25 protein-coding genes and 1 pseudogene are annotated in these 25,243 nt (G+C 37.5%); 21 read left to right on the top strand and 5 right to left on the bottom strand.

Features of this window, described 5'->3' with window-relative positions; translation table 11 throughout:
- Positions 1–3: 3 nt before the first annotated feature.
- Entirely contained in the window at positions 4–702 is a 699-nt protein-coding gene (minC, locus tag ON073_RS03270) for a septum site-determining protein MinC (protein WP_274760432.1), read from the bottom strand.
- A gap of 136 nt (positions 703–838) precedes the next feature.
- Between minC and ON073_RS03265 the strand changes: the two genes are divergently transcribed.
- From ON073_RS03265 to ON073_RS03245, 5 genes are all read left to right on the top strand, one after another.
- Entirely contained in the window at positions 839–1,117 is a 279-nt protein-coding gene (locus tag ON073_RS03265) for a YcgL domain-containing protein (RefSeq protein ID WP_274760431.1), read from the top strand.
- Positions 1,117–2,133 carry a lytic murein transglycosylase gene (locus ON073_RS03260; protein ID WP_274760430.1) on the top strand — a complete coding sequence of 339 codons (1,017 nt, stop codon included), beginning with the start codon at positions 1,117–1,119 and terminating at the stop codon, positions 2,131–2,133. The genes ON073_RS03265 and ON073_RS03260 overlap by 1 nt, the downstream gene beginning before the upstream one ends.
- A 114-nt stretch (positions 2,134–2,247) precedes the next feature.
- A complete protein-coding gene (locus tag ON073_RS03255; RefSeq protein WP_274760429.1) occupies positions 2,248–2,748 on the top strand; it encodes a YcgN family cysteine cluster protein in 501 nt (166 codons plus the stop codon).
- Positions 2,748–3,251, top strand: coding sequence for an RNA methyltransferase (locus ON073_RS03250; RefSeq protein ID WP_274760428.1), 504 nt, complete (start codon positions 2,748–2,750; stop codon positions 3,249–3,251). Before ON073_RS03255 ends, ON073_RS03250 begins: the two co-directional genes overlap by 1 nt.
- A gap of 46 nt (positions 3,252–3,297) precedes the next feature.
- Positions 3,298–4,596, top strand: coding sequence for a MipA/OmpV family protein (locus ON073_RS03245; protein WP_274760427.1), 1,299 nt, complete (start codon positions 3,298–3,300; stop codon positions 4,594–4,596).
- Positions 4,597–4,635: 39 nt separating this feature from the next.
- Here ON073_RS03245 and ON073_RS03240 read toward each other — a convergent pair whose 3' ends face one another.
- A complete protein-coding gene (locus ON073_RS03240) occupies positions 4,636–5,154 on the bottom strand; it encodes a hypothetical protein (protein ID WP_274760426.1) in 519 nt (172 codons plus the stop codon).
- 363 nt (positions 5,155–5,517) lie between these two features.
- Here ON073_RS03240 and ON073_RS03235 point away from each other — a divergent pair, with 363 nt between their 5' ends.
- The 9 genes from ON073_RS03235 to asd all read left to right on the top strand — a co-directional run bounded on the left by ON073_RS03235 (position 5,518) and on the right by asd (position 16,629).
- A complete protein-coding gene (locus ON073_RS03235; protein WP_274760425.1) occupies positions 5,518–6,279 on the top strand; it encodes a DUF3450 domain-containing protein in 762 nt (253 codons plus the stop codon).
- A 12-nt stretch (positions 6,280–6,291) separates the two neighbouring features.
- A complete protein-coding gene (locus ON073_RS03230; RefSeq protein WP_274760424.1) occupies positions 6,292–7,656 on the top strand; it encodes a MotA/TolQ/ExbB proton channel family protein in 1,365 nt (454 codons plus the stop codon).
- 1 nt (position 7,657) lies between these two features.
- On the top strand, positions 7,658–8,185 hold the full coding sequence (locus ON073_RS03225; RefSeq protein ID WP_040135878.1) for a MotA/TolQ/ExbB proton channel family protein: 528 nt from the start codon (positions 7,658–7,660) through the stop codon (positions 8,183–8,185).
- A gap of 29 nt (positions 8,186–8,214) precedes the next feature.
- Complete coding sequence (locus ON073_RS03220) at positions 8,215–8,625, top strand: ExbD/TolR family protein (RefSeq protein ID WP_040135876.1); 411 nt, start codon at positions 8,215–8,217, stop codon at positions 8,623–8,625.
- Positions 8,626–8,627: 2 nt separating this feature from the next.
- On the top strand, positions 8,628–9,230 hold the full coding sequence (locus ON073_RS03215) for an energy transducer TonB (RefSeq protein ID WP_274760421.1): 603 nt from the start codon (positions 8,628–8,630) through the stop codon (positions 9,228–9,230).
- Between the two features lie 92 nt (positions 9,231–9,322).
- Entirely contained in the window at positions 9,323–10,621 is a 1,299-nt protein-coding gene (locus tag ON073_RS03210; RefSeq protein ID WP_274760420.1) for a tetratricopeptide repeat protein, read from the top strand.
- 261 nt (positions 10,622–10,882) lie between these two features.
- Positions 10,883–12,490 carry a hypothetical protein gene (locus tag ON073_RS03205; RefSeq protein WP_274760419.1) on the top strand — a complete coding sequence of 536 codons (1,608 nt, stop codon included), beginning with the start codon at positions 10,883–10,885 and terminating at the stop codon, positions 12,488–12,490.
- A 77-nt stretch (positions 12,491–12,567) separates the two neighbouring features.
- Complete coding sequence (locus ON073_RS03200; protein ID WP_274760418.1) at positions 12,568–15,294, top strand: TonB-dependent receptor plug domain-containing protein; 2,727 nt, start codon at positions 12,568–12,570, stop codon at positions 15,292–15,294.
- A gap of 228 nt (positions 15,295–15,522) precedes the next feature.
- The gene (gene asd / locus ON073_RS03195; protein WP_274760417.1) at positions 15,523–16,629 is read left to right on the top strand and encodes an aspartate-semialdehyde dehydrogenase; all 1,107 of its coding nucleotides are present in this window, start codon (positions 15,523–15,525) and stop codon (positions 16,627–16,629) included.
- A gap of 280 nt (positions 16,630–16,909) precedes the next feature.
- On the opposite strand, the pseudogene ON073_RS20560 reads toward asd, so the two are convergent.
- A pseudogene (locus ON073_RS20560) lies at positions 16,910–17,041 on the bottom strand (BLUF domain-containing protein); the annotation flags it as partial.
- Between the two features lie 282 nt (positions 17,042–17,323).
- On the bottom strand, positions 17,324–17,575 hold the full coding sequence (locus ON073_RS03190) for a hypothetical protein (RefSeq protein WP_274760416.1): 252 nt from the start codon (positions 17,573–17,575) through the stop codon (positions 17,324–17,326).
- Between the two features lie 516 nt (positions 17,576–18,091).
- On the opposite strand from ON073_RS03190, the gene folE reads away from it, so the two are divergent.
- On the top strand, positions 18,092–18,733 hold the full coding sequence (gene folE / locus ON073_RS03185; RefSeq protein WP_274760415.1) for a GTP cyclohydrolase I FolE: 642 nt from the start codon (positions 18,092–18,094) through the stop codon (positions 18,731–18,733).
- Positions 18,734–18,774: 41 nt separating this feature from the next.
- On the opposite strand, the gene ON073_RS03180 is transcribed toward folE, so the two are convergent.
- The gene (locus ON073_RS03180) at positions 18,775–19,185 is read right to left on the bottom strand and encodes an exonuclease III (protein WP_274760414.1); all 411 of its coding nucleotides are present in this window, start codon (positions 19,183–19,185) and stop codon (positions 18,775–18,777) included.
- 176 nt (positions 19,186–19,361) lie between these two features.
- Between ON073_RS03180 and ON073_RS03175 the strand changes: the two genes are divergently transcribed.
- The 6 genes from ON073_RS03175 to lpoB all read left to right on the top strand — a co-directional run bounded on the left by ON073_RS03175 (position 19,362) and on the right by lpoB (position 25,238).
- Positions 19,362–20,213 carry an endonuclease/exonuclease/phosphatase family protein gene (locus tag ON073_RS03175; protein ID WP_274760413.1) on the top strand — a complete coding sequence of 284 codons (852 nt, stop codon included), beginning with the start codon at positions 19,362–19,364 and terminating at the stop codon, positions 20,211–20,213.
- Between the two features lie 40 nt (positions 20,214–20,253).
- Complete coding sequence (locus ON073_RS03170) at positions 20,254–20,559, top strand: DUF5329 family protein (RefSeq protein ID WP_274760412.1); 306 nt, start codon at positions 20,254–20,256, stop codon at positions 20,557–20,559.
- 245 nt (positions 20,560–20,804) lie between these two features.
- Positions 20,805–22,610, top strand: a complete 1,806-nt coding sequence (locus tag ON073_RS03165; protein ID WP_274760411.1) for a DEAD/DEAH box helicase — start codon at positions 20,805–20,807, stop codon at positions 22,608–22,610.
- A 150-nt stretch (positions 22,611–22,760) separates the two neighbouring features.
- Positions 22,761–24,170 carry a COG3014 family protein gene (locus ON073_RS03160; RefSeq protein ID WP_274760410.1) on the top strand — a complete coding sequence of 470 codons (1,410 nt, stop codon included), beginning with the start codon at positions 22,761–22,763 and terminating at the stop codon, positions 24,168–24,170.
- Between the two features lie 8 nt (positions 24,171–24,178).
- Positions 24,179–24,607 (top strand): YcfL family protein, encoded by a 429-nt coding sequence (locus ON073_RS03155; protein WP_274760409.1) that lies wholly within the window; start codon positions 24,179–24,181, stop codon positions 24,605–24,607.
- Positions 24,608–24,638: 31 nt separating this feature from the next.
- Positions 24,639–25,238 carry a penicillin-binding protein activator LpoB gene (gene lpoB / locus ON073_RS03150; protein ID WP_274760408.1) on the top strand — a complete coding sequence of 200 codons (600 nt, stop codon included), beginning with the start codon at positions 24,639–24,641 and terminating at the stop codon, positions 25,236–25,238.
- Positions 25,239–25,243: the final 5 nt, after the last annotated feature.

Here is a 25,243-nt window from a genome sequence, read left to right as displayed (position 1 = left end):
CCTTTAAACCAAAGCTGAAATTTTTAATGATTCGTTTTCTAGTGAGATACATGCTGCATTGCCCCATGAATCACCTTGTAATGAGTCGCTTAACCAGTAATTACCATTGATTGAAACAAGTTCGGCATTTAATTTTTGACAAAAGATTACGGACTCCTGGCCCTTTGCCCCTGCAATAGCACGTCCTCTAAGAGTGCCATAAACATGAATATTACCATCGGCAATAACTTCAGCACCTGGACTCACTGAACCGGTAATTATGAGATCACGGTTTTTAGCATACACTTGCTGACCACCACGGACATTACCACTAATAATCTGTGCTGGCACAAAGACTTCTTTTTCAACGATTGAAGTATTAGCCGCAGCTTGTGGTTTTGCCTTTGGTGCTTGATCTTTGCTGTAATTCAAAATTGATAGTTTATGTAATTTTGCAGCAGTGTTTTGTTCTTCAGAACCATTACAAATTCCAACAGGGTTGAGCTGTAAGTCAATTAAAGATTGTTTTAATTTAGCAAAGTCGACATGTTCGTTTGGAATGGTTTGTAAGTTAACGACAATTGGCGCACCAAAGAAAAACTTAGGCACTTGAGCAATTTTTTCGTCCAGTTGACTGATCAGACCGTCAATATCGTTCTTAAATAAGTGCAATACAGACAGTGTAAAAAGGTTCCCTTTTAATTCAAAAATTTGTTCCGACATAATCTCAATTATTATTATAAAAATTACTGGCTGATCTTATTCTAAAATCGAGCCATTAAGCGCAATTTATCTCACTTTTAGTGTATGCCATGGTATAGTGTGATGCAGTGTTACGCAAGAAGTAAAAGGTGATTGAATGCTTAGTGCAGTATATAAAAGTAAAAAAAAGGCAGATACCTATCTGTATGTTGAAAAAAGAGATGATTTTTCAAAAGTTCCGGAACCTTTAATGGCTACTTTTGGTCAACCAAGTTTTGTAATGTTAATTAATTTGGAAAAACGCGAAAAACTCGGTGTCGCTGATCTGGAAAAAGTGAAACAAGAGTTAACTGATAAAGGTTTTTACCTGCAGTTGCCACCCAAACAAGAAAATTTATTAGACGAATTTAGAAAACAAAATGGAGTTTCTCAATAGTGTTAAAACAACTCGCCCTAATCACAGCAAGTATTATTTCGGTCTCTACCTTTGCAGATGAAGAGCAAGCAAAATTTAATCAATATGTTGCAAATTTAAAAGCTGAAGCAATTGAAAAGGGATATAAAAAATCAATTGTTGAAGATGCTTTTGCTACTATCAAATTTAAAAAGAAAGTAATCAAGGCTGATAAAAACCAACCTGAAGTCAAAGAGACATTAGAAACGTATCTTCCTAAACGCGTACCAAAATGGAAAATAGACCGAGCACGTAAGCTTTATAAAGAAAACAAAGAAGTGCTCGAGAAAATTGCTGAGCAATACGGTGTTCAAGCCCGCTTTATCGTAGCACTATGGGGGCTTGAAAGTAATTTTGGTAAAATTCAAGGCTCTACACCTGTTATCTCATCCGTTGTGACTCTTGCCTATGATGGTCGTCGCGAAGATATGTATAAGCGTCAACTTTGGGCCGCATTAACCATCTTAGAAGAGGGGCATATAAGCCTTGAACATTTTAAAGGTTCTTGGGCTGGTGCAATGGGTCAAACCCAATTTATGCCAACATCGTTTAACGCTTACGCTGTGGATTACGACGGAGATGGTAAAAAGGACATTTGGCAAAATAAATACGATGCCTTTGCATCAATCGCCAATTATTTAAAGAAAGCCGGTTGGAATGATAGTTTAACTTGGGGTAGACAAGTTTTATTACCAAATGAATTTGACTCAAGTAATATTTTGCAACGCGGTACCCGCACACGCAAACAGTGGCTTGAGAATTGGTCAAAGTCAGAGCGTGATTTATCAGCATGGCAAGCACTCGGCCTTCGTCGTACAGACGGTTCAGATTTACCACAGGTTGATATAACCGCAGCACTTGTAATGCCAGATGACTTAAACGGTAGAATGTATTTAGCTTACGATAATTATAAGGCGTTAATGCATTGGAATCGCTCTTACTACTTTGCCACATCAGTTGGTTATTTATCCGACAGAATTGGTTACCCTAAAATCTAGCCTTTTTATATATGCTGGCGTTAAGTCCCTATTTAGCGCCATATCTATCCTTCTTTAGTTTCGCTTTTCTAACTTATCTAGCATAAAATAGGCGCCTTAAAATTAGGGGCACATATGTTAGAAGAAAAATTTTGGTTAAATAAATCGTTAGCCGAGATGAACGATGAAGAGTGGGAAGCCGTTTGTGACGGTTGTGGTAAATGCTGCTTACATACCTTTATTGACAGTGATGAACAAGACGACACCTTTGAAAGTACCGATGTACTGCGAGAAGGCGAAGAAATCATCTACACCGCAATTGTTTGTCGATACCTTGATACTAAAAAGTGTTTTTGCACGGAATATGAAAACCGTACCACTTTAGTACCAAGCTGCGTAAAGCTTACGAAAGACAACATCGATAATATTTTCTTTATGCCACCAAGTTGTAGCTACCGTCGTTTACATGAAGGGCGAGGCCTTGCCTCATGGCATCCACTTTTAAATAATGGAAGCAAAGCTGTAATGCACCGTATGGGCATTAGTGTAAAAGGTCGTGTGATGAAAGATAATCAAATCGATATGGAACTATTTGAAGATTACATTGCTGATTGGCCTAAAGAGGATCATGATTAATGTCACGCACAGAAGTTTTGCTGATTAACCCCAAAAGCCCGACAAATGTCGGTGGGGTTATGCGAGCAGCAGGGTGTTATGGTGTTGATAAGGTGTATTACACAGGCAATCGTTATGGTTATGCCCAAAAATTTGCAACAGACACAAAGCAAAGAGTAGAAGAAATCCCACTACAGGCAATTAACGATATATCCGAACTGGTTAAGTCCGATACTAAAATAATTGCAGTTGAATTAATCGATGGAGCTACGCCATTACCGCACTTTTTACACCCTGATAATGCCATTTATGTGCTTGGTCCAGAAGACGGTTCCATACGAAAAAATGTACTTAAGTATTGCGATGATGTGGTGTATGTTCCTACAAATGGTTGTATGAATTTAGCTGCTACAGTGAATGTTGTACTCTATGATCGATTAGCAAAGGCGACTAATACAAACTACTCACGTGAGTTTTTGTTACAAAATAGGGATAACAACAATAAGATTACGTTTAGAAAATAATCTATTGTGTTTTATTTAAAGCTAAAAGAGCAAAGGGAGTTTACAAATGACATTAAAAACTAACTTAGTACGTTTTGTGGTTATGTTTGTTTCGTTTTGTTCTTTGAATCTTGCCGCACAAGAATATGAAAAAGAGTGGGGTATAGGTGCAACGGTAAGACACGCTAGCATTCCATTTGCTACACAAGGTGATACAGTCAGCAGCTTTGTTCCTATGATGTTTTTTAAAAATGATCACTTTTATATTAAAGGATTAGAAGCTGGGGCTTATTTACACGCACAAAGTAATCATCATTTTAATGCGATCACACGTATGCGTTTTTTTGATATTCCATTTGAATATCAGAACCAAGTGCAAGGTGATACCTTCGATTTTGGCGGTCAATACAAATTTAAGCTAGATAATTCGCAGCATCTGGTTAGCGAATTGATGACTGATTTAGAAGGTAATCCTTACCTTAATTTAGGTTATTTGTACAATTACAATAACCATGATTGGGATATAAATCTATCAACCACATTACGTTATAAAAGTGCATCATTTAACAGTCACTATTATGCACTAAACGACCTTACTAATGAAAAAATTGGTGCAGGTGCAGATTTAACAGTGAAAGCGGAAGGACGTTATCACCTAGTGAGTAATTTGTATTTGCTTGGCTCTGCGTCTATTACTGCATTTGATGACAATTTGAAACATACTAATGCAATCGATGATTCATACTCTCACGAACTATTTTTGGGTTTTGCATTTTTTAATAACAAACAAAAAGCGCCCAAACTCATTGATAATAAAGCGTATTGGCGTGTTGCCCACGGATTTGCCACACCTTCCAACATAGGTGACATTCTTCGGGGAGATAGTGAAAAAGATCCATATAATAATCAATTAACCTCGTTATTTTATGGTCATCCATTAACAGATGATTTATTTGGCCTACCTTTAGATATTTATCTCACTCCAGGTGTCGCATGGCATTGGCAGTCAGAAGTACAGTCCAATATTCAAGAGTACGTTGTAGCGATTAAAGCGTATTACACCTTGCCACTTCCATGGAAAATTCGCTTTGGTGTCGCAGAAGGTCTCAGTTATGTATCTAATGTGACCTACATTGAACGCTCCGAAATGGAAAGAAAAGGGTATCGCCCCAGTGAATTGATGAACTATTTAGATTTTTCGTTAGACATTAATTTAGGTGATGTCTTTAATTCACCGGAATTACAAAATACCTGGTTAGGCTACAGTATTCATCACCGTTCTTCTATTTTTGAATCCGCACAACAGTTTGGCAGAATTAAAGGCGGTAGTAACTACAACACTTTGTATTTACAATTTAACTTTTAAAAAAGGCGCCTTTTGGCGCCTTTAAATTTCGTCTAAACGTTATAAACCGTTTCTACCGCCAGCACGATCGATACTACTGCGATTAGATTGCCAATTACTGTTGTTTCTCATGCTCGAAAACAAATTTTCATTGCTGCTGTTGTTTTTGTTGTTAGTAAAATTAACTGAATGAATGTACTGAGTGAAAGTTTCTTTATCCAGTAACAATACACCTTGGTCATTACTAAAATTACGTTTGTTTGCCAAACCGATAAGGTATTGTGCTTTCTCACTATCTTTTGATAGAACATCGCCTTGTTTATGTAATTGTCCCAATAACCAAGTAGCAGCACCAACACCAGCTTTGTGTGCATTTTTTAAATAGCTCAATGCTTGAGCTTGGTCTAACTCTGAATTCGCACCACTAAAAAAACTGTAGCTTGCAAGTGCTTGGGCAGTGGCATTATTTGAATTTGCTGTTGTTATTAATTTGGAAAGCGCTTCATTATCTGCGTTGTTAACTGCAAACGACGAGCCACTCACTAACGCAAGTGATGCAACGATTATTTTTAGATTCATTTTTTATATCCTTTTAAATGAATTGGAATTCTAACACTAAATTACATTTGTGGATTTTTCAACCAATGGTTTTTGAAAGTATATTACGTCAATTATTTAACTCATCTAATCCCACACTAGCTTTTACTGAAAACAACTAAAAGAACATTATTTTGTCATTTAGATGCAAACTCTTGGTTATAAATATTCCTCTAATTCAACATTATTACAGTTTTGTAATTGGCTGCATCCCCTTTAAAACCGTCATTTGAATATTTTATGTTGCAACTTTATGTAGCTGTAATGTAAATGACACGTTTATGCAACCCTTATGTCATTTTGCATCTCTAGACTATGCGCAATCATTTAATAGGGTTACATAAAATGTTTACAACTAAGTTTAGTCGAAAGGTTTTAGTTACTGCTTTAGTGGGTTGTTCACTAACTGCAGTTGCTAATGAACAGCTTAAGCCTGTGATTGACAGTGCTAGCAAAATTAATCAGTCAGCACAAAAATCACAAACTAAAATTGATAAAATTGCCGACACCATGCAAGGACGTTTGCAGCAATTTAAAACCGTTAATAAAGAAATTGACGGTTTAACGATTTATAACAAGCAATTAGAAAAACAAATCGCTAATCAGCTGTTAGAAATGGAAAACATTAACGTTTCAATCGATCAGGTTTCTGTTATTGAACGTCAAATTACCCCGTTAATGTTAAAAATGATTACTTCACTTGAGCAATTTGTAGCTTTAGATGTGCCATTCCTTCCAAAGGAACGTGCTAACCGTTTAGCATCGTTAAAAGAGTTAATGGACCGTGCCGATGTTGCATCTAGTGAAAAATTCCGTCGCGTACTTGAAGCTTATCAAATTGAAGTTGATTACGGTCGTACTATTGAATCTTACACTGGCCTTATCGATGTTGATGGTCAAGAACGTGAAGTAGATTTTCTACGCATTGGTCGACTCGACTTAATTTATTTAACAAAAGATGGCAAAAAAGCAGGTATTTGGAATACCGAGGCGAGTGACTTTGAACGCCTTCCTGATAGCAATATTTCGCAAATCAATAAAGCGATTCGCATTGCTAAAAAGCAACTTGCACCAGATATGCTAACCCTGCCAGTTAAAGCAGTTTAATTCGAGGCCATTATGTTATTAAAGAAATTCGTAAAATCAGTTGTTGCTGCAAGTACACTATTAACAATTAATGCTTTTGCTACAGAACCTGTAAATCTTGATTCACTACTCAAAACGTTAGAACAAGGTAACTACCAACAATCACAAGAAAACCAACAACGTGAAGCTGAGTTTGTAAAAGCAAACAATCAACAAGCAGCGTTACTACGTGCTCGAATTAATGCACGTGATGGCTTAATTAATGATTCAACACGCTTTGAAACGCAATTCGAAGAAAATGAAATTAAATTAGCTAACATGAGCGAAACGCTAAACAAACGAATGGGTTCATTAAAAGAATTGTTCGGTGTATTACAACAAGTTGCTGGTGATACACAAAGCAAATTTATTACGTCGAACGTTTCAGCAGAATTACCTGGTCGTGGTGCTTTTTTAAGTGATCTCGCGCAAAAAATGGGTTCGAGCTCAAAACTCGCGTCAATCGAAGATATTGAAAAAGTGTGGTTCGAATTACAACGCGAAATGACTGAACAAGGCAAAGTATCTCGCTTTAACCGTGACGTTATCGTTGCAGGCGGCGAAAAAGTCAATAAAGAAGTCGTACGTGTTGGTTCATTTAACTTAATTTCTGATGGTAAATATTTAAATTACAATGCGACAACTAACACGTTATCAGAATTAACTCGTCAACCAGCTGCGCGCTTTCAGTCAAGCGCATCGGATTTACAAGCTGCGAATTCTGGATTTGTAGATTTTGCTCTAGACCCAACAGGTGGTTCAATTCTTGGTTTACTTGTTCAGGCGCCAAGCACTGAAGAACAAGTTCACCAAGGTGGTGCGGTAGGTTATGTCATTCTGGCTATTGGTTTAGTTGGTTTACTGATTGCGTTAGAGCGTTTTGTATCACTGATGATTATGGGCGGTAAAATCAAGCGTCAACTTAAAACTGATGTGGCGTCTGATGACAACCCGCTTGGTCGTGTTATGAAAGTAAAAGATCAGTATCCTGATGTTACCTATGACACATTAGAGCTAAAACTTTCTGAAGCTATTTTACGTGAAATGCCGCGTATTACACGTAACCTAACTCTAATTAAGATCATCTCAGTTGTCGCACCGTTATTAGGTCTACTTGGTACGGTTACCGGTATGATTAATACTTTCCAAGCAATTACGTTATTCGGTACTGGTGACCCGAAGCTAATGGCTGGCGGTATTTCAACAGCGCTTGTAACCACAGTGTTAGGCCTTGTTGTTGCAATCCCTACGGTATTTATTTACACACTGCTTAATACTCGCTCTAAAAACCTATTGGTAATTTTACAAGAGCAAAGCGCAGGCATTATTGCTGAGCGCAGTGAGAAAGGTGCGCAGTAAGATGGTTATCTTTGCGGACTTCATCAACGCGATACGTGATTTTCTAGACACCGGCGGCTCTGTGCTGCTGGTGATAGGAATCCTAATTTGCGCTATGTGGTTACTGGTAATTGAACGTTTTTTATATGTTTTCACAACATATCGTTCGAATAAACAATCAGTAATTTCAAATTGGTTTGCACGTGAAGAGCGCAATAGTTGGGAAGCGGAGCAAATTAAACAAGCAAATATTTCGCGTATTAGCTTAAAGCTTAATCACAATTTACCCATGATTAATATGTTGGTTGCTTTATGTCCATTACTTGGATTACTAGGCACAGTCACCGGCATGATTGAGGTATTTAATGTAATGGCAATCACAGGTACAGGCAGTGCACGCTCAATGGCATCGGGTGTATCTAAAGCAACTATCCCAACAATGGCGGGTATGGTTGGTGCACTTTCGGGTGTATTTGCCGCAACGTATTTACAACGTAAAGCAAAGCGTGAAGTTGCGTTGCTTGACGATAAATTGGTCTTAGACCACTAACACCAATTTTAAGAATTTAGGAGCTAGTTATGAGAGCACCATTAGCAAATGTATTTCAAGAAGAAGAAAACGAAGAGATCAATATGACGCCAATGTTGGATGTTGTATTTATCATGCTTATTTTCTTCATTGTAACAGCCACTTTTGTTAAAGAAGCAGGTATTGATGTGAACCGTCCTGAAGCGGCAACAGCAGTTAAAAAAGAACGTGCCAACATCTTAGTTGCGATTTCTGACAAAGGCGAAATTTGGATCAATAAACGCCAAGTAGATGTTCGTGCTGTACAAGCAAACATTGAACGTTTACATGCTGAAAATCCTCAGGGTAGCGTTGTAATCCAGGCAGATAAAAAAGCCACAACTGACACCCTAATTAAGGTGATGGATGCAGCGCGTTCTGCAGGTGTATTTGACGTATCAATTGCGGCTCAGGAAGCGTAGACATGCGTTATTTTATTTCCACTTTAATCGCAATTTTAGTTACTGCATTGTTATTTTTTGGCATGCAAGCACTAATACAAAGTGGTGATGGTGTGGCAAGTGAACCGGTTCAAGGTAACGTTTTAGACTTTGTCAGGCTCAAACAGGAAGAGTCGGTAAAAAAGAAAGAACGTAAGCCGCAAAAGCCACCAAAGCCAAAAGAGCCACCACCACCAATGACACCACAGGCGAGTAGTTCTGATACAACACAAACAGCTAGTAACTTTGATTTTTCTGCGAATGTAGATACCAATGTTGATTTAGCAGCGGGCCTAGCACTTGATTCTGGAGATGGTGAATACCTTCCAATTGTTAAGGTATCACCAGTTTATCCACGTCGAGCATTAAGCCGTGGTATAGAAGGTTATGTGATTGTTGAATTTACAGTAACTAAGTCAGGTACTGTGTCTGCTCCTCGGGTAATACAGGCAGAACCAGAAGAGATATTTAATCGTGCAGCCATGGATGCGGCACTTAAGTTTAAATACAAACCACGTGTTGTAAATGGTGAAGCAGTAGAAGTAGCCGGTGTACAAAACAAGATTACGTTCCAAATTAATGGCTAATCGTTTAAGGCAATGAAAGATTTCATTGCCTTAACCCTGAACTTTAAACGCTGTTAAGTGTGTATAAATAAATAGAGTTAGGTTGAATTACAATGTTGAAAAGAAATTTAATTAGTATTGCATTAGTGAGTTGTGTATTTGGCGCGCCACTAAGCGATGCAATTTTTAATACCGAATTTGCTTCTGTTCAGGCTGAAGAAGTGAAAACAAAGCGTGTACCTGCACTTCGTAACAAAGTGTACACACAATTGGCACGTGCCCAAAAACTTGCTGATGATGGAGATGTTGCAGCGGGTATTGAAGCGCTTGATATCGTTAAGAAAAAATCGTCAAGTATGAACAGCTATGAAATAGCGATGATGTATAACTTTTACGGTTTTATTTATTACAATGAAAATCGTGTTAGCGACGCTATGGCTGCTTTTGAAAACGTCGTGAAACAAGACCCAATACCAGAAAGCTTAAAATTAAATACCATTTTTTCGTTGGCACAACTTGCCATGGCGGAAGGTCAGTTTGACAAAGTAATTAGTTATTTAAATCAGTGGGAATCGCTCAATACGAAACCACCTCAAGCAAATTATTACGAATTAAAAGCAAACGCGAGTTACCAGGCCAAAGATTATAAAAGTGCAGTTCAATTTATTAATACGGCAATCAATTTACATGATGCTGAAAATAAAGATGTTAAAGAGAACTGGTATATATTATTACGTGCTTCTTACTATTCATTAAACCAACCAAAAGAGGTAGTACGCGTACTTGAAGAGATGGTTCTACGTTTCGATAAGCCAGAATATTGGGTGCAACTAGCGGGTATGTATGGCGAAATTGGTCAAGATAATAAACAACTTGCATTAATCGAAACAGCAAAACAACGCGGTTTTTTGAATGACGGTACAAAACTCAAAAACCTTGCGCAAATCTATATGTATTCGGGTCTGGCATACAAAGCAGCAAATGCAATGGAGCTAGGTTTTGAGCAAGGCAACATTGAGAAATCTGCGAAAAACCTTATTTTTGTAGCAGAAGCCTATATGCAAGCACGAGAAGATAAAAAAGCAGTGCCATATTTTATTGCTGCGGCAAAACAAACAGAAAGTGGTGAGTATGATCGCCGCTTAGCAGAAGTTTATCTTAATTTAGAATTGTTTGATGAAGCTGCTGATTCAGCACGTGAAGCCCTAGATAAAGGTGGATTGAAGCAAGAATCTAATGCGTATATTGCGCTTGGTATGGCGCAATATAATTTAGAAAACTTTGATGCGTCTATATTAGCCTTTGAACAAGCAAAGAAATTTAAAAAAGCAGAACGACTTGCTCAACAATGGTTGCAATATGTGAAACGTGAAAAACTTGATAAAGACACATTAAGCAAGGCGTATCTGTAATAGTTTTATAAAATAAAATTTGTAATCAACCTCTAAGGGACCTATATGGTCCCTTATTTCATTGTAAATCAGCAACTTCCGAAAATTGCCATACAACAGCTTCAAATTCACAATTTTAAAAAATCTGACAAGAAACTGTCATCGACACGTTAATTAAGTGTAACCCATTTGACACATAAACCCTCTAACGTATACGCAATTCTAAATTAGTGCATAAGCACACAAAAGCGAAAAAGCTTAAAACTATCAACGGAGAAAACAATGAAACTTTCTGGTTTATTTAAAGTGAGCATGGTTGCGTCAGCATTAACACTTGCAGGTTGTGGCGGTGGCGATATCAATATTACACCAACAACAATTGATAACAGCGTAGACAACTCTGTAACAAACCCAAGCACAGGTACACCAGTAGAAGAAATTTCATGTGCAACTTACACACTAGATGGTGCTGAGTTCACAGGCGAAGCAGAAGGCGTAAATTGTGTTTATAGCCAAGCTTTCGCAAGTAACGCAAAAGATATCACAAGCTCTTTCGTTATTCCTCGTCTTGAAAATGGCGGTGCGCACGTATTTGAAGGTGCATTATTCATCGGTAAAGATGTCGATACATCAACAGGCGCTACAATCGATGATAACGGTCCTACGCTTTCAATTGAAGCTGGCGCTACCATTGCGTTTACAAAGCCTGAAAGCTTTATCCGTATTGCACGTGGTGCAAATATTGAAGCAATCGGTGAAGTAGACAAGCCGATCGTTTTCACGTCAATTGCAGAAGTAGATGGTGACGATGCAACAACTGCACAAATCGGCGACTGGGGTGGTATTCAGGTAAATGGCCGTGGTCATTCAATCCGTTGTTCTGCTGATTCAGCATCACAAGATCTATGTAACCACACTGCTGAAGGTATTGTTTCATACTACGGTGGTAACGACCCACAAGATAACAGCGGTATCTTAAAGCATATTGTTATCAAATACGCAGGTTATGGTGTTGAAGGTGATGAACTGAACGGTCTAACGCTAAATGCTGTAGGTTCAGGTACAACAATTGATTATGTACATGTTCACAACGGTTTTGATGATGGTATCGAATTATTTGGTGGTTCTGTAAACCTTAAGCACATTGTTGTAACTGAAACGGGTGATGACGGTGTTGACTGGGATGAAGGTTGGAAAGGTATGGGTCAATACATCCTTGTTCACTCAAAACAATATGGTAACCACGGTTTTGAAACAGATGGCGCGAAGAAAGATCCACTTTCTGCTGATGGTCAAGGCCTAGTAACAACAGTTTCAAGCCCAATTATTGCAAATGCGACTGTAATTGGTACAGGTTCAGAAGGTGCAGAAGGTCGTCGTACTGGCGCGGGTATGGAAATGAAAGAATGGGGTAAAGCACACATGGCTAATATCCTATTTGCTAACTCTTCAACTGAATCAGGTTCTGCATGTTTAGACTTATACAATGAAAAAGACAAGTCAGGCGCTGCGGGTGTTCACGCAAATGCTAAAAACGGTGACATCAAGTTCGAAAGTGCAATCTTTGCATGTGGTCTTCAATTTGAAGAAGTAAACACAGCACTAGAAGGTGACTTAGCAGGTTTTGATATGGCTGCATGGTTTGCTGCAGGTAGCAATAACCAAAACATCGGTTTTGCAAGCTTCGATAACATCTTTGCAGCAGATGGCGTTTCTACTAAATCAGCAATGATGGATAAAGATGGTAATGCAGTAACAACCGTTGCTAAAGACATGAGCGAAGTTAATTCATTCTTTGATAACGCAGGCTACGTAGGTGCAATCCAAGAAGGTGCAACTGGCGATTGGGCTGAGTTTGTTAAAGCTTCATTAGCACGCGCTGGTCAATAATCTAAGCCAAGTATTCAGTTATGGTGTGGCAACTGCCACACCAATTTATATGTACTATCGGTTTAGAGGATTTAATTATGAAACCAAAAAAGCAATTTAAAGCTAATTTAGTCACGCTTTCAGTGCTTTGTGCGTTTTCGTCATTTTCCTCAATTGCAGATGATAATGAACAAGCACAAGTACAACAGGAAATTGAAGAAGTTGTTGCTACAGCAAGCCGGTTAAAAGGCAGTGCAAGTGCAGTAATTGAAGAGCGTAAAAACCAAGCTTTCGTTGCCGACATCATGGGTGCTGAGCAGATTTCACGTACCGGTGATTCAGATGCAGCTTCTGCACTTCGTCGTGTAACAGGTTTAAGCTTAGTTAACGATAAGTTTATCTACGTACGTGGTCTTGGTGAGCGTTATTCTAGTGTGCGTTTAAATGGTGCATCAGTACCTAGTCCAGACTTAACACGTAGCGTAATTCCACTTGATATTTTCCCATCAAGTATCATTGAATCACTATCAGTTCAAAAAGCGTATTCACCGAATATGCCAGCAGCGTTTGGTGGTGGTGATGTGAATATTCGTACTAAAAGTATTCCTAATGAACGTGTATTCAAAGTGGATATTGGTGCCAGCTACAAAGATACCAACGACAAAGGCTATACCTATGAAGGTGGTAGCGATGATTGGCTAGGCACAGATGATGGTTCACGTGCAATGCCTGGTATAGTGCGCGCTGCGCTTAATCGCTATGTAAACGGCCTTTCTGATATTTCTATTCGTAATATTCGCGATGTTGAATCTAAAGCACTTGGCAGTGACATTGGTCAAGATGCTGCAATTGCGCTTAATAAAGACTTAATTAAAGCATTGCCACGTGATTATGGATTAACGAAAGAAAGTTTAAATCCTGATTTTGGTGTAAAAGCTGTTTACGGCGACCGTTTTGATGATCTATTTGGCTTTGGTGGTTCACTTGGCTTTTTAGCAAGTGTTGCTTATGACAATGAATGGTCAAATTCTGAAGAATTTTCAGCGGTACTTTCTGCGGTTGACGCAGCTGCAACGGGTGATTGTTCGACGAATACATTCGCATGTTATTCTGCCAAAAATAATAAGCAATCGACTAAGAATAATATCAAGCTAAATACCTCGTTTAACTTAGGTTATAAGTTAGATGGCCATGATTTAACAGCAACTTATATGCAACTTCGTGATACTGAAGATGAAGCATCAGTTGCAATTTATCAAGAACCTTCAAAGTCGTTAAGTATCGAAGATGGTCAGGTTCAGCGTAGTCACACTACTTCGTTTGAAGAGCGCCAACTTGATATTCTTCAAGTACGTGGCCAGCATAACTTAACTTGGGGTTTACTAGATGGCTTCGGTGTAGATTGGCATTATACTGATTCAACAGCAACCACTGAGATCCCAGGTGAACTAGAAATCACAGTTCGTGATGAGTATCAAAATGGCCAGTACCAACGCACTTTCTATAATGGTTCGCTTGGTGGTAACCCGTATCTATACCGCTTCGTTGATATGGAAGATCAGGTAGAAAACTGGGGTCTTAATGTTAATAAAGTATTCTACTTTGCAGGGTCTGATTTAGAGCTCTCTGGTGGTGGTTACTTTATCGAAAAAACGCGTGATTACCGTACCGATTTCTTCAACTACCGTTTTGCACAAACACAACAACTTGAGTTAGCGCAAAGTGAAGATCAAGCATTAAATATTGGCAGTTACTTTAGTAACGATAGCATGGTTGATAACACAGATGTTGAAATTCTTTTCCAAGAACCAACAGCTGACGATTACCTTGCAGCACAGATGATTGATGCTTATTTTGGTGCATTTGATTACACCATTAATAATAATTGGCGTTTAAGTGGTGGTGTGCGTTACGAAGACTTCCGTCAAGTAGCTTTAGCGTTTTCACGAAGTGCGTTCGACCCATCATTGCTTGCAGATAAGCTAAGCAGTGAAGCAATCGAACAAGCAACTGTTTTAGAAGATGACTATTTTGGTTCATTATCAATGACCTATAGCCAAGATACATATCAAGTGCGATTTGGTTACGGTAACACAGTGGTTCGCCCTGATTTACGTGAACTTACTCCGGTACAGTATCAAGATCCATTAACAGATTACCGTACTTTGGGTAATCCATATCTTGAATCAAGTTACCTTGATAACTTTGATGCCCGTGTAGAGTTCTACCTTGAAAGTGGTGATAACTACTCAATTGGTGCTTTCTACAAAGATATCGACAGCCCAATTGAAGCACTATTAACAGAAAGTGATGGTCGTTTCACACTGCAATTTGATAATGCAGACAACGCAGTTGTTTATGGTATTGAAGCAGAATGGATGACAGAACTACACGCCGATATGTTAGGTGGTGCGTTCTTTACATCAGGTAACATCACAGTGAGTGACTCTGAAGTAACTATTCTTGAGAGTCAACGTGGTGATTTAACAAATTTAGAACGTCGTATGACAGGGCACTCTAAATACGTAGCAAACTTACAGCTTAACTATGATTCGCATAATGGTAATCATCAAGCGTCTGTAATTTATAACGTATTTGGTGACCGTATCTTAGCGGCAGGTGTTAATAACTTTGATGATGCCTATGAACAACCAATTAATTCATTGGATGTTGTTTATAGTTATTATCCTAACTTTAACTCGACAATTACGTTTAAAGTTAAGAATGTGTTAGGTCAAGACTTTGAAGTTGAGCAAAATGACGTGCTAATTCGTCAAAAAGAAATGCCAACGGAAATCAGTTTAGATTTTTCATATGAGTTTTAATAACCGACACTAAAACCAGTGACTTTCAACTAAACCTAGCGTATTTATATACCTAGCCAAAAAGCTCAACAATTGTTGGGCTTTTTTTATGATATTTTTTCAACAATCCCAGTTATACGGTAGATTTCTAGAAGTCTAAATGATAGATTCGAATTTCTGCCCAAATGCAGAACATTAATAACTCTCACGCATCAAAAAGTTATTACATTTTATTTAGGAATTTGAATTATGTTAAAAGTTGGTTTAGTCGGTTGGCGTGGTATGGTTGGCTCCGTATTAATGGAGCGCATGCAACAAGAAGGTGATTTTAATAAAATTGATGCGACCTTTTTTACCACCTCACAAACCGGTCAGCTTGGTCCTGATATCGCAGGCGATGCAAAACCACTTCTTGATGCAAGTGACGTTAACGAACTTGCAAAAATGGATATTATCTTAACTTGCCAAGGTGGCGATTATACTAAAGCAGTGTACCCTGGTTTACGTGAAACAGGCTGGGATGGCTACTGGATTGATGCTGCTTCTGCTCTTCGTATGGCTGATGACAGTATTATTGTGCTCGACCCTGTAAACCTTGATGTGATTAAGCAAGGGTTAGAGCAGGGCGTTAAAACATTTGTTGGTGGTAACTGTACTGTCTCTCTTATGTTATTAGCCCTTGGCGGTCTGTTTGAGCAAGATTTGATTGAATGGGTGAGCCCTATGACATATCAAGCAGCATCAGGTGCAGGCGCGCGCAATATGAAAGAACTTATTGCACAGATGGGTGAAATTCATAAAGAAGTTGCTGATAAACTCGATCCTGCTTCGGCTATTTTAGAAGTTGATAAACTTGTTTCTGAAAAAATTAAATCAGATTCACTACCAACCGATCAATTTGGTGTGCCATTAGCAGGTAGCTTAATTCCATGGATTGATGTGCCTATGCCGTCAGGTCAAAGTAAAGAAGAATGGAAAGCGCAAGTAGAAGCCAACAAAATTCTCGGCAGCAATAAACAACCAATCCCTGTAGATGGGTTATGTGTGCGTATTGGCGCAATGCGTTGTCACTCGCAAGCAATGACCATTAAACTTAAAAAAGACATTTCTGTTGAAGAAATTGAATCGATTTTAGCGTCGCATAATGAATGGGTTAAAGTTGTTCCTAATGAGCGTGATGTTACAAGTAAAGAACTGACACCAGTAAATGTAACTGGTACCTTGTCTATTCCGGTTGGTCGAATTCGTAAATTATCGATGGGCCCTGAATATATCAGTGCATTTACTGTTGGTGACCAGCTACTTTGGGGCGCCGCAGAGCCACTTCGCAGAATGCTGCGAATCATCACAGATTAATAAGTAAAAAAGCCATTACAAAAGTAATGGCTTTTTTATAAACAATATATTGTATCTCTTACTCGCAAAACTAAATCTTTAATTGTTTCTAAATGATTTCCTTCGCTTAAATCCATATTCACAATAAACTGAATAGTATTTATCAGCAGTTGTTGATTTGATTCACTAATACCAGGATTAAGCGTTAACCAGTTCATTTGCCAAGATGGAAAACATATGAAGAAAACGTATTAAAACTACACTCAAAATAAATTGTATGGCGATCATCTTTTTTAAGCGTTTATAAAAGGGTTTTAACAGCATCGTCAGAACTTTCGATGTATTGCAAAAACATACCATTTTTGAAATATAAAAAACCTGTGATATTAAACAGTTTATTTTTTTCCGCAAAATCAGCACACAGATCTTGTAACTCTTGTTCAGTAAACTATTGATTAGCTTTACTGAGATAAACAATACTATTTACCACACGAAAATACCTAAACAGTAATAATCAAATTATTTTAGTTCATTTTTAAAGGTAAGAATAACAAGGTTACTTAAATGCACTCTATTTAACATAACGTACATTATAAGCACTTAATTGACGTTATACATATTTCGATATGTTCATTAAATTCTATTGGGCTATAAACAAAAAAGGTTTTGTATTTTTATCTACAAAACCTTTTTTACAAACTATTAGTTTTAAGCATTAAGAATCATATGTTTCTTGTATTGCCTTGATATGAATTATATGTTGTTCCGATGCGGCTTCAATATCCTCGAACTGTTCTTCTAGAATACCGGTAGAAATACCAAGTGTGATAACAAGAGCAGATAAAAGAGTTACTGAGACTTTTGTTTTTCTGCTTGTGTTAGTAAAGAAATAATAAACAAGCCATAGCAAAAATAGGTAAACCACAATTTGCCATGCGTAATTAAAAAGGGATTGTACTAGATCCATACTATATACTTCTTTACTAATAGTGATTTTATTCTATCAAGAAGCGTCACCATTTTACTATTTATTTTTATCTGCACGTTTAGCTAAAAAGCGACCAAACAAGTTTAAAAGTAAAACAAAAAGGACTACCACTGATAATAAAACAAATATTTTCATGGAAATAAGCACTGACTATTTATTCATAGATAATTCAAAGCTACCCTACTTTGAATGTCAATTCTAGTTATAACGATAAAACAATTTGTTATGTAAATTAGATATAAGTATAAGGGTATAAATTATTTAATAACTTGTAAATTTGAGCATCTCACCTCTTTGAGTGAACAAATTACCACCAAACACAACCTTGTATACGATACTATTCACTTTTCTAATTGAGTAATTCCCTATTTTCACTAAAATAAGCGTCTAATTTAGCGTCGTAAACACCAATAAATGATCAATGTAATATCAAAATACGTATTACACTTTCATTAAATTGGAAAATGGCACTTATATGCCACAATAGGAATTAAGATGATTTCATCTGAAGCACAGTTAGTAAAACAAGCGTTATTAGATGCAGGTTTAGAAACGCCTCTAAAGGCTACAGAATACTCAGCCGAACAAAAATACGAACGCATTAAAGGTTTATTTACTGAAATCGTTGACACTTTAGGTTTAGATTTGAATGATGATAGTCTAAATGAAACGCCTCATCGCATTGCTAAAATGTATGTTCATGAAATTTTTGCGGGACTTGATTACGAAAATTTCCCAAAAATTGCATTAATTGAAAATAAAATGAAAGTTGATGAAATGGTTAAAGTGAATAACATTTCATTGACCAGTACATGCGAGCATCATTTTGTGACAATTGATGGCTTCGCAAAAGTTGCTTACATTCCAAATGAAAAGATAATTGGCCTATCTAAAATCAATCGTATTGTTCGCTTTTTTGCAAAACGCCCACAAGTTCAAGAGCGCCTAACACAACAAGTACTGATTGCATTACAAGCCTTACTGGAGACAGATAACGTTGCAGTCTCAATTAAAGCTACACATTACTGTGTTAAAAGTCGTGGTGTTATGGATGCAAGCTCAGATACGTCAACAACCGCTTTAGGTGGTATTTTTAAAACAAATACCAACACACGCTCTGAGTTTTTGGCAGGATAATAAAGTTGGGTGTGATAACTTAATTATCACACCCTTAAAACTTAGCTTTGAGTTTGAACACTCTTTACAAATTCAACAACCGGCACACCATTACATTTCAAAGCTTTTACTTTAGCTGAACGTTTAGCTACCGCTTTAACGCCCAAGCTAGCTGCTTTTGCACATAATTGTGTAGCATTGCTGTCATCAACTAATTCAAATTTTTTCGTTGATAAATTTGATGCTTCTTTTGCTTTAGCAAATTGTTTAAGCGCAATGCCATTACATTCAATATCTGAATAATGTTTACTGATAAACACGCCCTGTGATTTTGCGAACGACTTAGCCGCTTGAAATCCATCTGCTTTGGCTACATTACATACTGAAGTATAAAATGTATTAGGTGCAACATCGTTACTTGCGAAGGCAACTGATGACGCAGTGAGAGAAAGTAATGTTACTAGCTTAAGCATAATATAGCTCCTAAATGAATTTTGAGCGAATTATATACACTGTTTTTTCTTTAACAATGAAAATATTAGTCAAAACCCAACTGTCTACAAATTGATCTAATTCAGTGTACATTAAGCTCACATTTGCAACAGTTTGTTAGCAAAACACGCTTTTTGTTGATAAGGGAAAACGCGTAATGATGAAAGTAAATCGGGTGTGGTTAATATTCTTAATTTGTTTTTCTGGTTTTGGATATTCAAACGTTGGTTGTTTAAAGACACATCAAACTGAAAGTATAAATAACAAAAACATGACTATTAGAGTGATGACAGCAAATATTGCACATGGTCGAGGCATTAATTTCTCACAATTAACCACATCAACAGAAGAGATTAAACAAAATTTAGATGCGCTATCCGCTCACATTAATTTGCATAAGCCAAGCATTGTTGCACTTCAAGAGCTTGATTCTCCTTCTTGGTGGAGCGGTAATTTTGATCATGCAAAACACTTAGTTGAGAACACATCTTTTGAACATTATATGGTTACGAATCATGTTGATGCTTGGTGGGGTAAATATGGCACAGGAATATTGTCTAATTATCCTTTACAAAACTGCAAAGGATTTACCTTTGCACCTAGCTTTCCAACGACAAATAAAGGATATAGTTATGCCGAAATAGATTTGGGATACGACCAATCTATAGGCTTAGTGTCGCTTCATTTAGATTTTTCGCGAGCATCTGTAAGAATTCAACAAATAACCGAGTTAACAAAACAACTAAAGCAAAATAAAAAACCACTCATTATTATGGGCGACTTTAACACTGATTGGCGCTGGCAAACCTCAGTTGTAAAAACACTAAGCGAAGATTTTGATCTAACCTTGTTTGAGCCTGAGTCAAACACGCTAGACACGTTTAGTGATAAGCGTATTGATTGGATCATTATCTCTCATCATTTTAAGTTTAAACATTATAAAACAGTTGGCGCTGGTTTATCCGACCACTTATTTGTCATTGCGGACCTTATATATGACCCGAATTAAATTTATTCTTATATTTATCATAACGGTTACATGTCCAGTTATGGCCACAATGCCTAAGGACATTCAATTTTTAATAGAACAAGTAAAAAAAAGCGACTGTATATTTTTCAGAAATGGTTCTGCCTTTACAGCCAAAGAAGCAGCAAATCATCTCACATTGAAATATAACAATGGAAAACGCTATGCAAAAAATGGCAATGATTTTATCAACAATATTGCTAGTAAAAGTTCATGGACAGGTATTAATTATAAAATTAAATGCTCTAATTCAGACGAAATTACTACCAACAAATGGCTCTTTAACCAATTAAAGTATTACAATAAATCCCTAGACCACCCTAAATAGCTTGCAATACGGATTTATTACTGTATAGTTCACCATCTCCGGCAAGCGCTGTGTTTTGGGACTTTATCAGCCAATCGTCGGAATTAACGCTTTAAATGCGTTTACTGTGTGACGAGGTAAAGACCAAACATAATTGATGAACTAATTGCTCATTGATGCTATATGCTGCCATGTATATTTCTACATTTGGCCTCTACCTCCGTGTATCTTAATTAGGCGAAAGCCGCAAAAAAGTTGAGTAGTAGATGTCAAACGACAAAATTTTATTCGAAGAACTAGCCCTTCCTACCCCTATTCTTAGCGCGATTACAGAACTTGGTTTTGTAGAGCCAACTCCGATCCAACAACAGTCTATTCCGGCGTTACTTGAAGGTCATGATGTACTCGGTGAAGCACAAACAGGTACAGGTAAAACAGCAGCATTTGGTTTACCACTTCTTGCACGTATTGATGAAAATGTAAATGCACCACAAATGCTTGTGGTATGTCCTACACGTGAGCTTGCTATTCAGGTAGCAGAAGCAATTACAGATTTTGCTAAAAACATTCGTGGTTTAAATATTGCGACTGTTTACGGTGGTCAATCTTATACTATCCAAAACCGTGACCTAAAACGTGGCCCACAAATTGTTGTTGGTACGCCAGGTCGTATGATGGACCACATCGAAAAAGGCCGTTTAAACCTAGACAATCTAAAAGCATGTGTATTAGATGAAGCAGACGAAATGCTTAACATGGGCTTTTTGGACGATATTGAATGGATCTTAGATCACGTGCCAGAAGATACGCAGATGGCGTTCTTTTCTGCAACTATGCCTGCGCCAATCAAAAAGATTACTTCTCAGTTCTTAACTGACCCTGTACATGTAAAGATTGCTGTCGAAAAACAAGCTAAAGCGAATATCACACAGCGCGCTTGGCGTGTTGGTGCTATTGGTAAAACAGCTGGTCTTGAGCGTATTGCAGAAGTTGTAGATTATGATGCAATGATCGTTTTCGTACGTACTCGTAACGATACCCTAACGTTAAGTGAGCACCTAGTAAACAAAGGTTTTAAAGCTGCAGCGTTAAATGGTGATATGCAGCAACAAGACCGTGAGCGTATTGTTGACCAGCTTAAAAATGGCCGTATTCATATTCTAATTGCAACTGATGTAGTAGCACGTGGTCTTGACGTTCCGCGTATCAGTCACGTAATTAACTACGATTTACCATTTGATAGTGAATCATATGTTCACCGTATTGGTCGTACTGGCCGTGCTGGTCGTGAAGGCGAAGCGATTTTATTTGCATCACACCGTGAAATGCGTCTTCTTAACCGTTTAGAACGTGCAACAGAAGGCCAAATAACACCATTTGAAATGCCTGATGCAAGCCAATTAAGCAAACATCGTATTGAAAAAACAAAAGAAAAGCTTGTAAACGTAGCTGCAAGCCCGAATCTTGATAAATACGTAGAAGTGTTAGCAAAATTCACTGAAGAAACTGAAATCACTACAGAGCAACTTGCTGCAGCGATGCTTTATCAGCTACAGCAAAAACTTCCACTGTTCCCACAAGCTGATCCAGTAGATAAGCGTGGCGCACGTGATGGTCGCCGTGAAGGTGGTCGTGAACGCGGAGGCAGAGATGGCCGTCGTGAAGGTGGACGTGAGCGTCGTAATCCAGGTGATTTCGCTACTTATAAATTTGCAGTAGGTCGTGCACAAGGTGTTAAACCAAGTGACATAGTTGGTGCAATTGCTAATGAAGTACGAATTAATTCTCGTGAAATCGGTAATATCAAATTGTTTGATAACCACTGTCACGTTGAGTTACCTAAAACATTACCTAGCCAAGGTTTTGAAAAATTAAAGAACGTGACAATTCGCCGTCATAAAATAAACCCAAGCATTGTTGAAGGTGCTACAGGTCAATACGACACTGAAAACCGTGGTAAGCGACCACCTCGAAAGCGTGAACGTTTTAATGATGACCGTTCAATGAAAACGTTTAAAAAGAGATCAAGCAAACCAAGAAGAGAAGAACGTTCAGCACCTACATTTAACTAGTAACGTAACTTTATTCTGAAAAAAGCCATGCAAAGCATGGCTTTTTTGTTATGGAGTTCTTACAAATTTCAACAACAAAAAACGTGAAAACATAGCGTTATCATCACATACTATAAAACACAAAGATTAAAAAGTTTACTAAGGTAAAATTTGCGTTTTGTAGCTCGTTTTACAATTGCTTCCATTTTATTTGCCACATTAAATGCATGTAGCAGTATTTCAGGAAGCCAATTATTCACAAATTATAATCAGCAAATTGCGCCTATTAGAAGTGCGCTAAAAGGTAATGATGTGTCTAATGCACCGTCATTATTACCAGTACTATCAGAGAATAACGTTTCTTTTACGCTAAATCAGCTTGAAAAAGGTCGTGTTATGCAGCTTAATAATCAATTTGAACAGAGCAAAAATGATTTTAATATTGCGCTTACACACATTGACGCTCAGAATTTTGCTGCATCGATCGAAATAAGCAAAGGATTAGAAACCACAGCGTCATTTTTAACAAACGATAATGTTCGAGAATATTTCGTCCCCTACTACGAACAGACTATGGTTCACACATTACAAGCACTTAATTTTATCGCGCTTAATAATGTTGAAGCTGCATTAGTTGAAATAAGAAGGGCCAATTTAGTACAAGAGCAAGCATTAAAGGCAAATACACGTTCACTAGAAAAAGCTGCACTTAATGCAAATATTGATTTAAATAAGCTATATGACAGCTATCCTAGTATGGACTCACTCATTGGTGACGTAAAAAATGGATTTCAAAATGCTTTTACCTTTTATTTATCCGGTTTTTTATACGAAGCGGTAGGCGAATATAACTCAGCTTACATAGATTACAAACGTGCCGTTGAAATATTTCCAAACAATACCTACTTGCAGGATGATTTATTACGGTTAGCAAAATATTTATCTTTTGATGATGAATATCAATTATTCAAGCAACAATTTAATCGTACCTCGCAAAGCCGTAACCCTAAACTTAGCCCTGTCCTCATTGTTTTTGAGCAAGGACTAATTCCCGAAAAAGTGGAATCACGCATTGATTTACCTATATTTACATCAAAAAATGATATGCGTTTTTACAGTGTGGCAATGCCAAGTTATAACGATAGTTTTTCTCAGCAAACTTCTGCAGTTATTAATCTTGAAAATAATAGCATTCCGACGGAACCAATTGTTAAATTGTCTTCCCTAGCAGCTAAAGACTTAAAAGATCGCATGCCTGGAATAGTTGCAAGGCAAGTCACTCGTTTAATAGCAAAAGAAGAATTTCGCCAAAGTGCAGCAAGAAACGGTGGCGATATAGGAAATATTATTGCTACGCTTTACAACCTTGCAAGCGAACGTGCTGATACCCGTTCTTGGCTAACACTGGCAAATAATTACCAAATTGCGAAAACCTACTTACCTCACGGTGAGCATATTCTAAATATTGATTTTAATGGGAAGACACACCCAGTAACGATTAATTCTCAAGCCAAACAGTCGGTTTTAATTAAAGTTGTCTCTATTGGCTCAACCTTTAACACTTCTGTTTATACGATATAGGTGAAGTTATGAAACATACTATCGCGCTTTTTATTTTACTAATATTTATACAAGGATGTGCCAACAAACCCGTCACATCTGGTACTGGTAGTGACCAAATCACACTAAATGATTCATGGCAAAAACACCTAAGAGTAGACAATAAAGAACTTGGTCAGCGTTTATATATCTCCAATGTTTTAACCCGTTCCACCAATGGTTTGCTCGATGTAAACTTAGAATTAACGAGTAATTATAAGAAAACACAAAACTTACAATATCATTTTAATTGGTTTGATAAAGATGGCTTTGTAATCGAAGAAGGTAAAGAACCTTGGAAATCACTAGCACTTCATGGCCATCAAGTTGTTAATTTAGGCGCAATTGCCCCAACAAAAAACGTTGCAAAATTTACGCTATATGTGCGTGAAGTTAATGAAACAATTTACCGTTTTTAATGCATAACCAATAAAATTTTGAAGGTATTTTATGAAAAAGACACTATTAACAACCTCCATATTAACAATACTGACACTAACAGGCTGTGCCAACCGTGAAGTTGTTACATATGGAGATGCCACAGAAGTTGAAACAGTTGATATTGGTTTTGGTTCAACCGATTTACAAAAAGTAGCTGCAGAGATGACAGATTCTTTATTAGTTTCTCCTGCGATGGCTGAATTTAGTAAAAGTGGGCGCCCTATTTTCTTTGTTGAAAGAATTAAAAATAAAACCAGCGAACATATTGATACAGAATCAATTACCGATTCTATTTCAACTAAGTTATTGCGCTCTGGAAGTGTACGCTTTGTTGATATGGCACGCGTTGAAGCTGCACGTGAACAATTAACCTATCAACAAGATGGCGGAATGGTCGACGCTAATTCAGCAATCGCATTTGGACAACACGTAGGCGCCGAATATATGCTTTACGGCAATCTCTCAAGTATTGTTAAGTTCAATAAAGATAAACAAGACGTTTATTATAAATTTACAATGCGTTTAATGGATTTAAAAACAGGGTTAGTAGAATGGGCGGATGAAACAGAGATCCGTAAAAATCGTGAAAAGAAACGTATAGGCTGGTAAGTACC

It is taken from the genome of Pseudoalteromonas sp. G4 (assembly GCF_028875915.1).
Classification (GTDB): Bacteria; Pseudomonadota; Gammaproteobacteria; order Enterobacterales; family Alteromonadaceae; genus Pseudoalteromonas.
Note: the sequence above shows the minus strand (reverse complement) of the source record. Positions and strands in the feature narration are given on the sequence as shown.

Bases quoted from the DNA above. Each gene is read 5' to 3' on its own strand.
- minC (WP_274760432.1), bottom strand. From the start codon at position 702: ATGTCGGAACAAATTTTTGAATTAAAAGGGAACCTTTTTACACTGTCT.
- ON073_RS03265 (WP_274760431.1), top strand. From the start codon at position 839: ATGCTTAGTGCAGTATATAAAAGTAAAAAAAAGGCAGATACCTATCTG.
- ON073_RS03255 (WP_274760429.1), top strand. From the start codon at position 2,248: ATGTTAGAAGAAAAATTTTGGTTAAATAAATCGTTAGCCGAGATGAAC.
- ON073_RS03250 (WP_274760428.1), top strand. From the start codon at position 2,748: ATGTCACGCACAGAAGTTTTGCTGATTAACCCCAAAAGCCCGACAAAT.
- ON073_RS03245 (WP_274760427.1), top strand. From the start codon at position 3,298: ATGACATTAAAAACTAACTTAGTACGTTTTGTGGTTATGTTTGTTTCG.
- ON073_RS03240 (WP_274760426.1), bottom strand. From the start codon at position 5,154: ATGAATCTAAAAATAATCGTTGCATCACTTGCGTTAGTGAGTGGCTCG.
- ON073_RS03235 (WP_274760425.1), top strand. From the start codon at position 5,518: ATGTTTACAACTAAGTTTAGTCGAAAGGTTTTAGTTACTGCTTTAGTG.
- ON073_RS03230 (WP_274760424.1), top strand. From the start codon at position 6,292: ATGTTATTAAAGAAATTCGTAAAATCAGTTGTTGCTGCAAGTACACTA.
- ON073_RS03225 (WP_040135878.1), top strand. From the start codon at position 7,658: ATGGTTATCTTTGCGGACTTCATCAACGCGATACGTGATTTTCTAGAC.
- ON073_RS03220 (WP_040135876.1), top strand. From the start codon at position 8,215: ATGAGAGCACCATTAGCAAATGTATTTCAAGAAGAAGAAAACGAAGAG.
- ON073_RS03215 (WP_274760421.1), top strand. From the start codon at position 8,628: ATGCGTTATTTTATTTCCACTTTAATCGCAATTTTAGTTACTGCATTG.
- ON073_RS03210 (WP_274760420.1), top strand. From the start codon at position 9,323: ATGTTGAAAAGAAATTTAATTAGTATTGCATTAGTGAGTTGTGTATTT.
- ON073_RS03205 (WP_274760419.1), top strand. From the start codon at position 10,883: ATGAAACTTTCTGGTTTATTTAAAGTGAGCATGGTTGCGTCAGCATTA.
- ON073_RS03200 (WP_274760418.1), top strand. From the start codon at position 12,568: ATGAAACCAAAAAAGCAATTTAAAGCTAATTTAGTCACGCTTTCAGTG.
- asd (WP_274760417.1), top strand. From the start codon at position 15,523: ATGTTAAAAGTTGGTTTAGTCGGTTGGCGTGGTATGGTTGGCTCCGTA.
- ON073_RS03190 (WP_274760416.1), bottom strand. From the start codon at position 17,575: ATGGATCTAGTACAATCCCTTTTTAATTACGCATGGCAAATTGTGGTT.
- folE (WP_274760415.1), top strand. From the start codon at position 18,092: ATGATTTCATCTGAAGCACAGTTAGTAAAACAAGCGTTATTAGATGCA.
- ON073_RS03180 (WP_274760414.1), bottom strand. From the start codon at position 19,185: ATGCTTAAGCTAGTAACATTACTTTCTCTCACTGCGTCATCAGTTGCC.
- ON073_RS03175 (WP_274760413.1), top strand. From the start codon at position 19,362: ATGATGAAAGTAAATCGGGTGTGGTTAATATTCTTAATTTGTTTTTCT.
- ON073_RS03170 (WP_274760412.1), top strand. From the start codon at position 20,254: ATGGCCACAATGCCTAAGGACATTCAATTTTTAATAGAACAAGTAAAA.
- ON073_RS03165 (WP_274760411.1), top strand. From the start codon at position 20,805: ATGTCAAACGACAAAATTTTATTCGAAGAACTAGCCCTTCCTACCCCT.
- ON073_RS03155 (WP_274760409.1), top strand. From the start codon at position 24,179: ATGAAACATACTATCGCGCTTTTTATTTTACTAATATTTATACAAGGA.
- lpoB (WP_274760408.1), top strand. From the start codon at position 24,639: ATGAAAAAGACACTATTAACAACCTCCATATTAACAATACTGACACTA.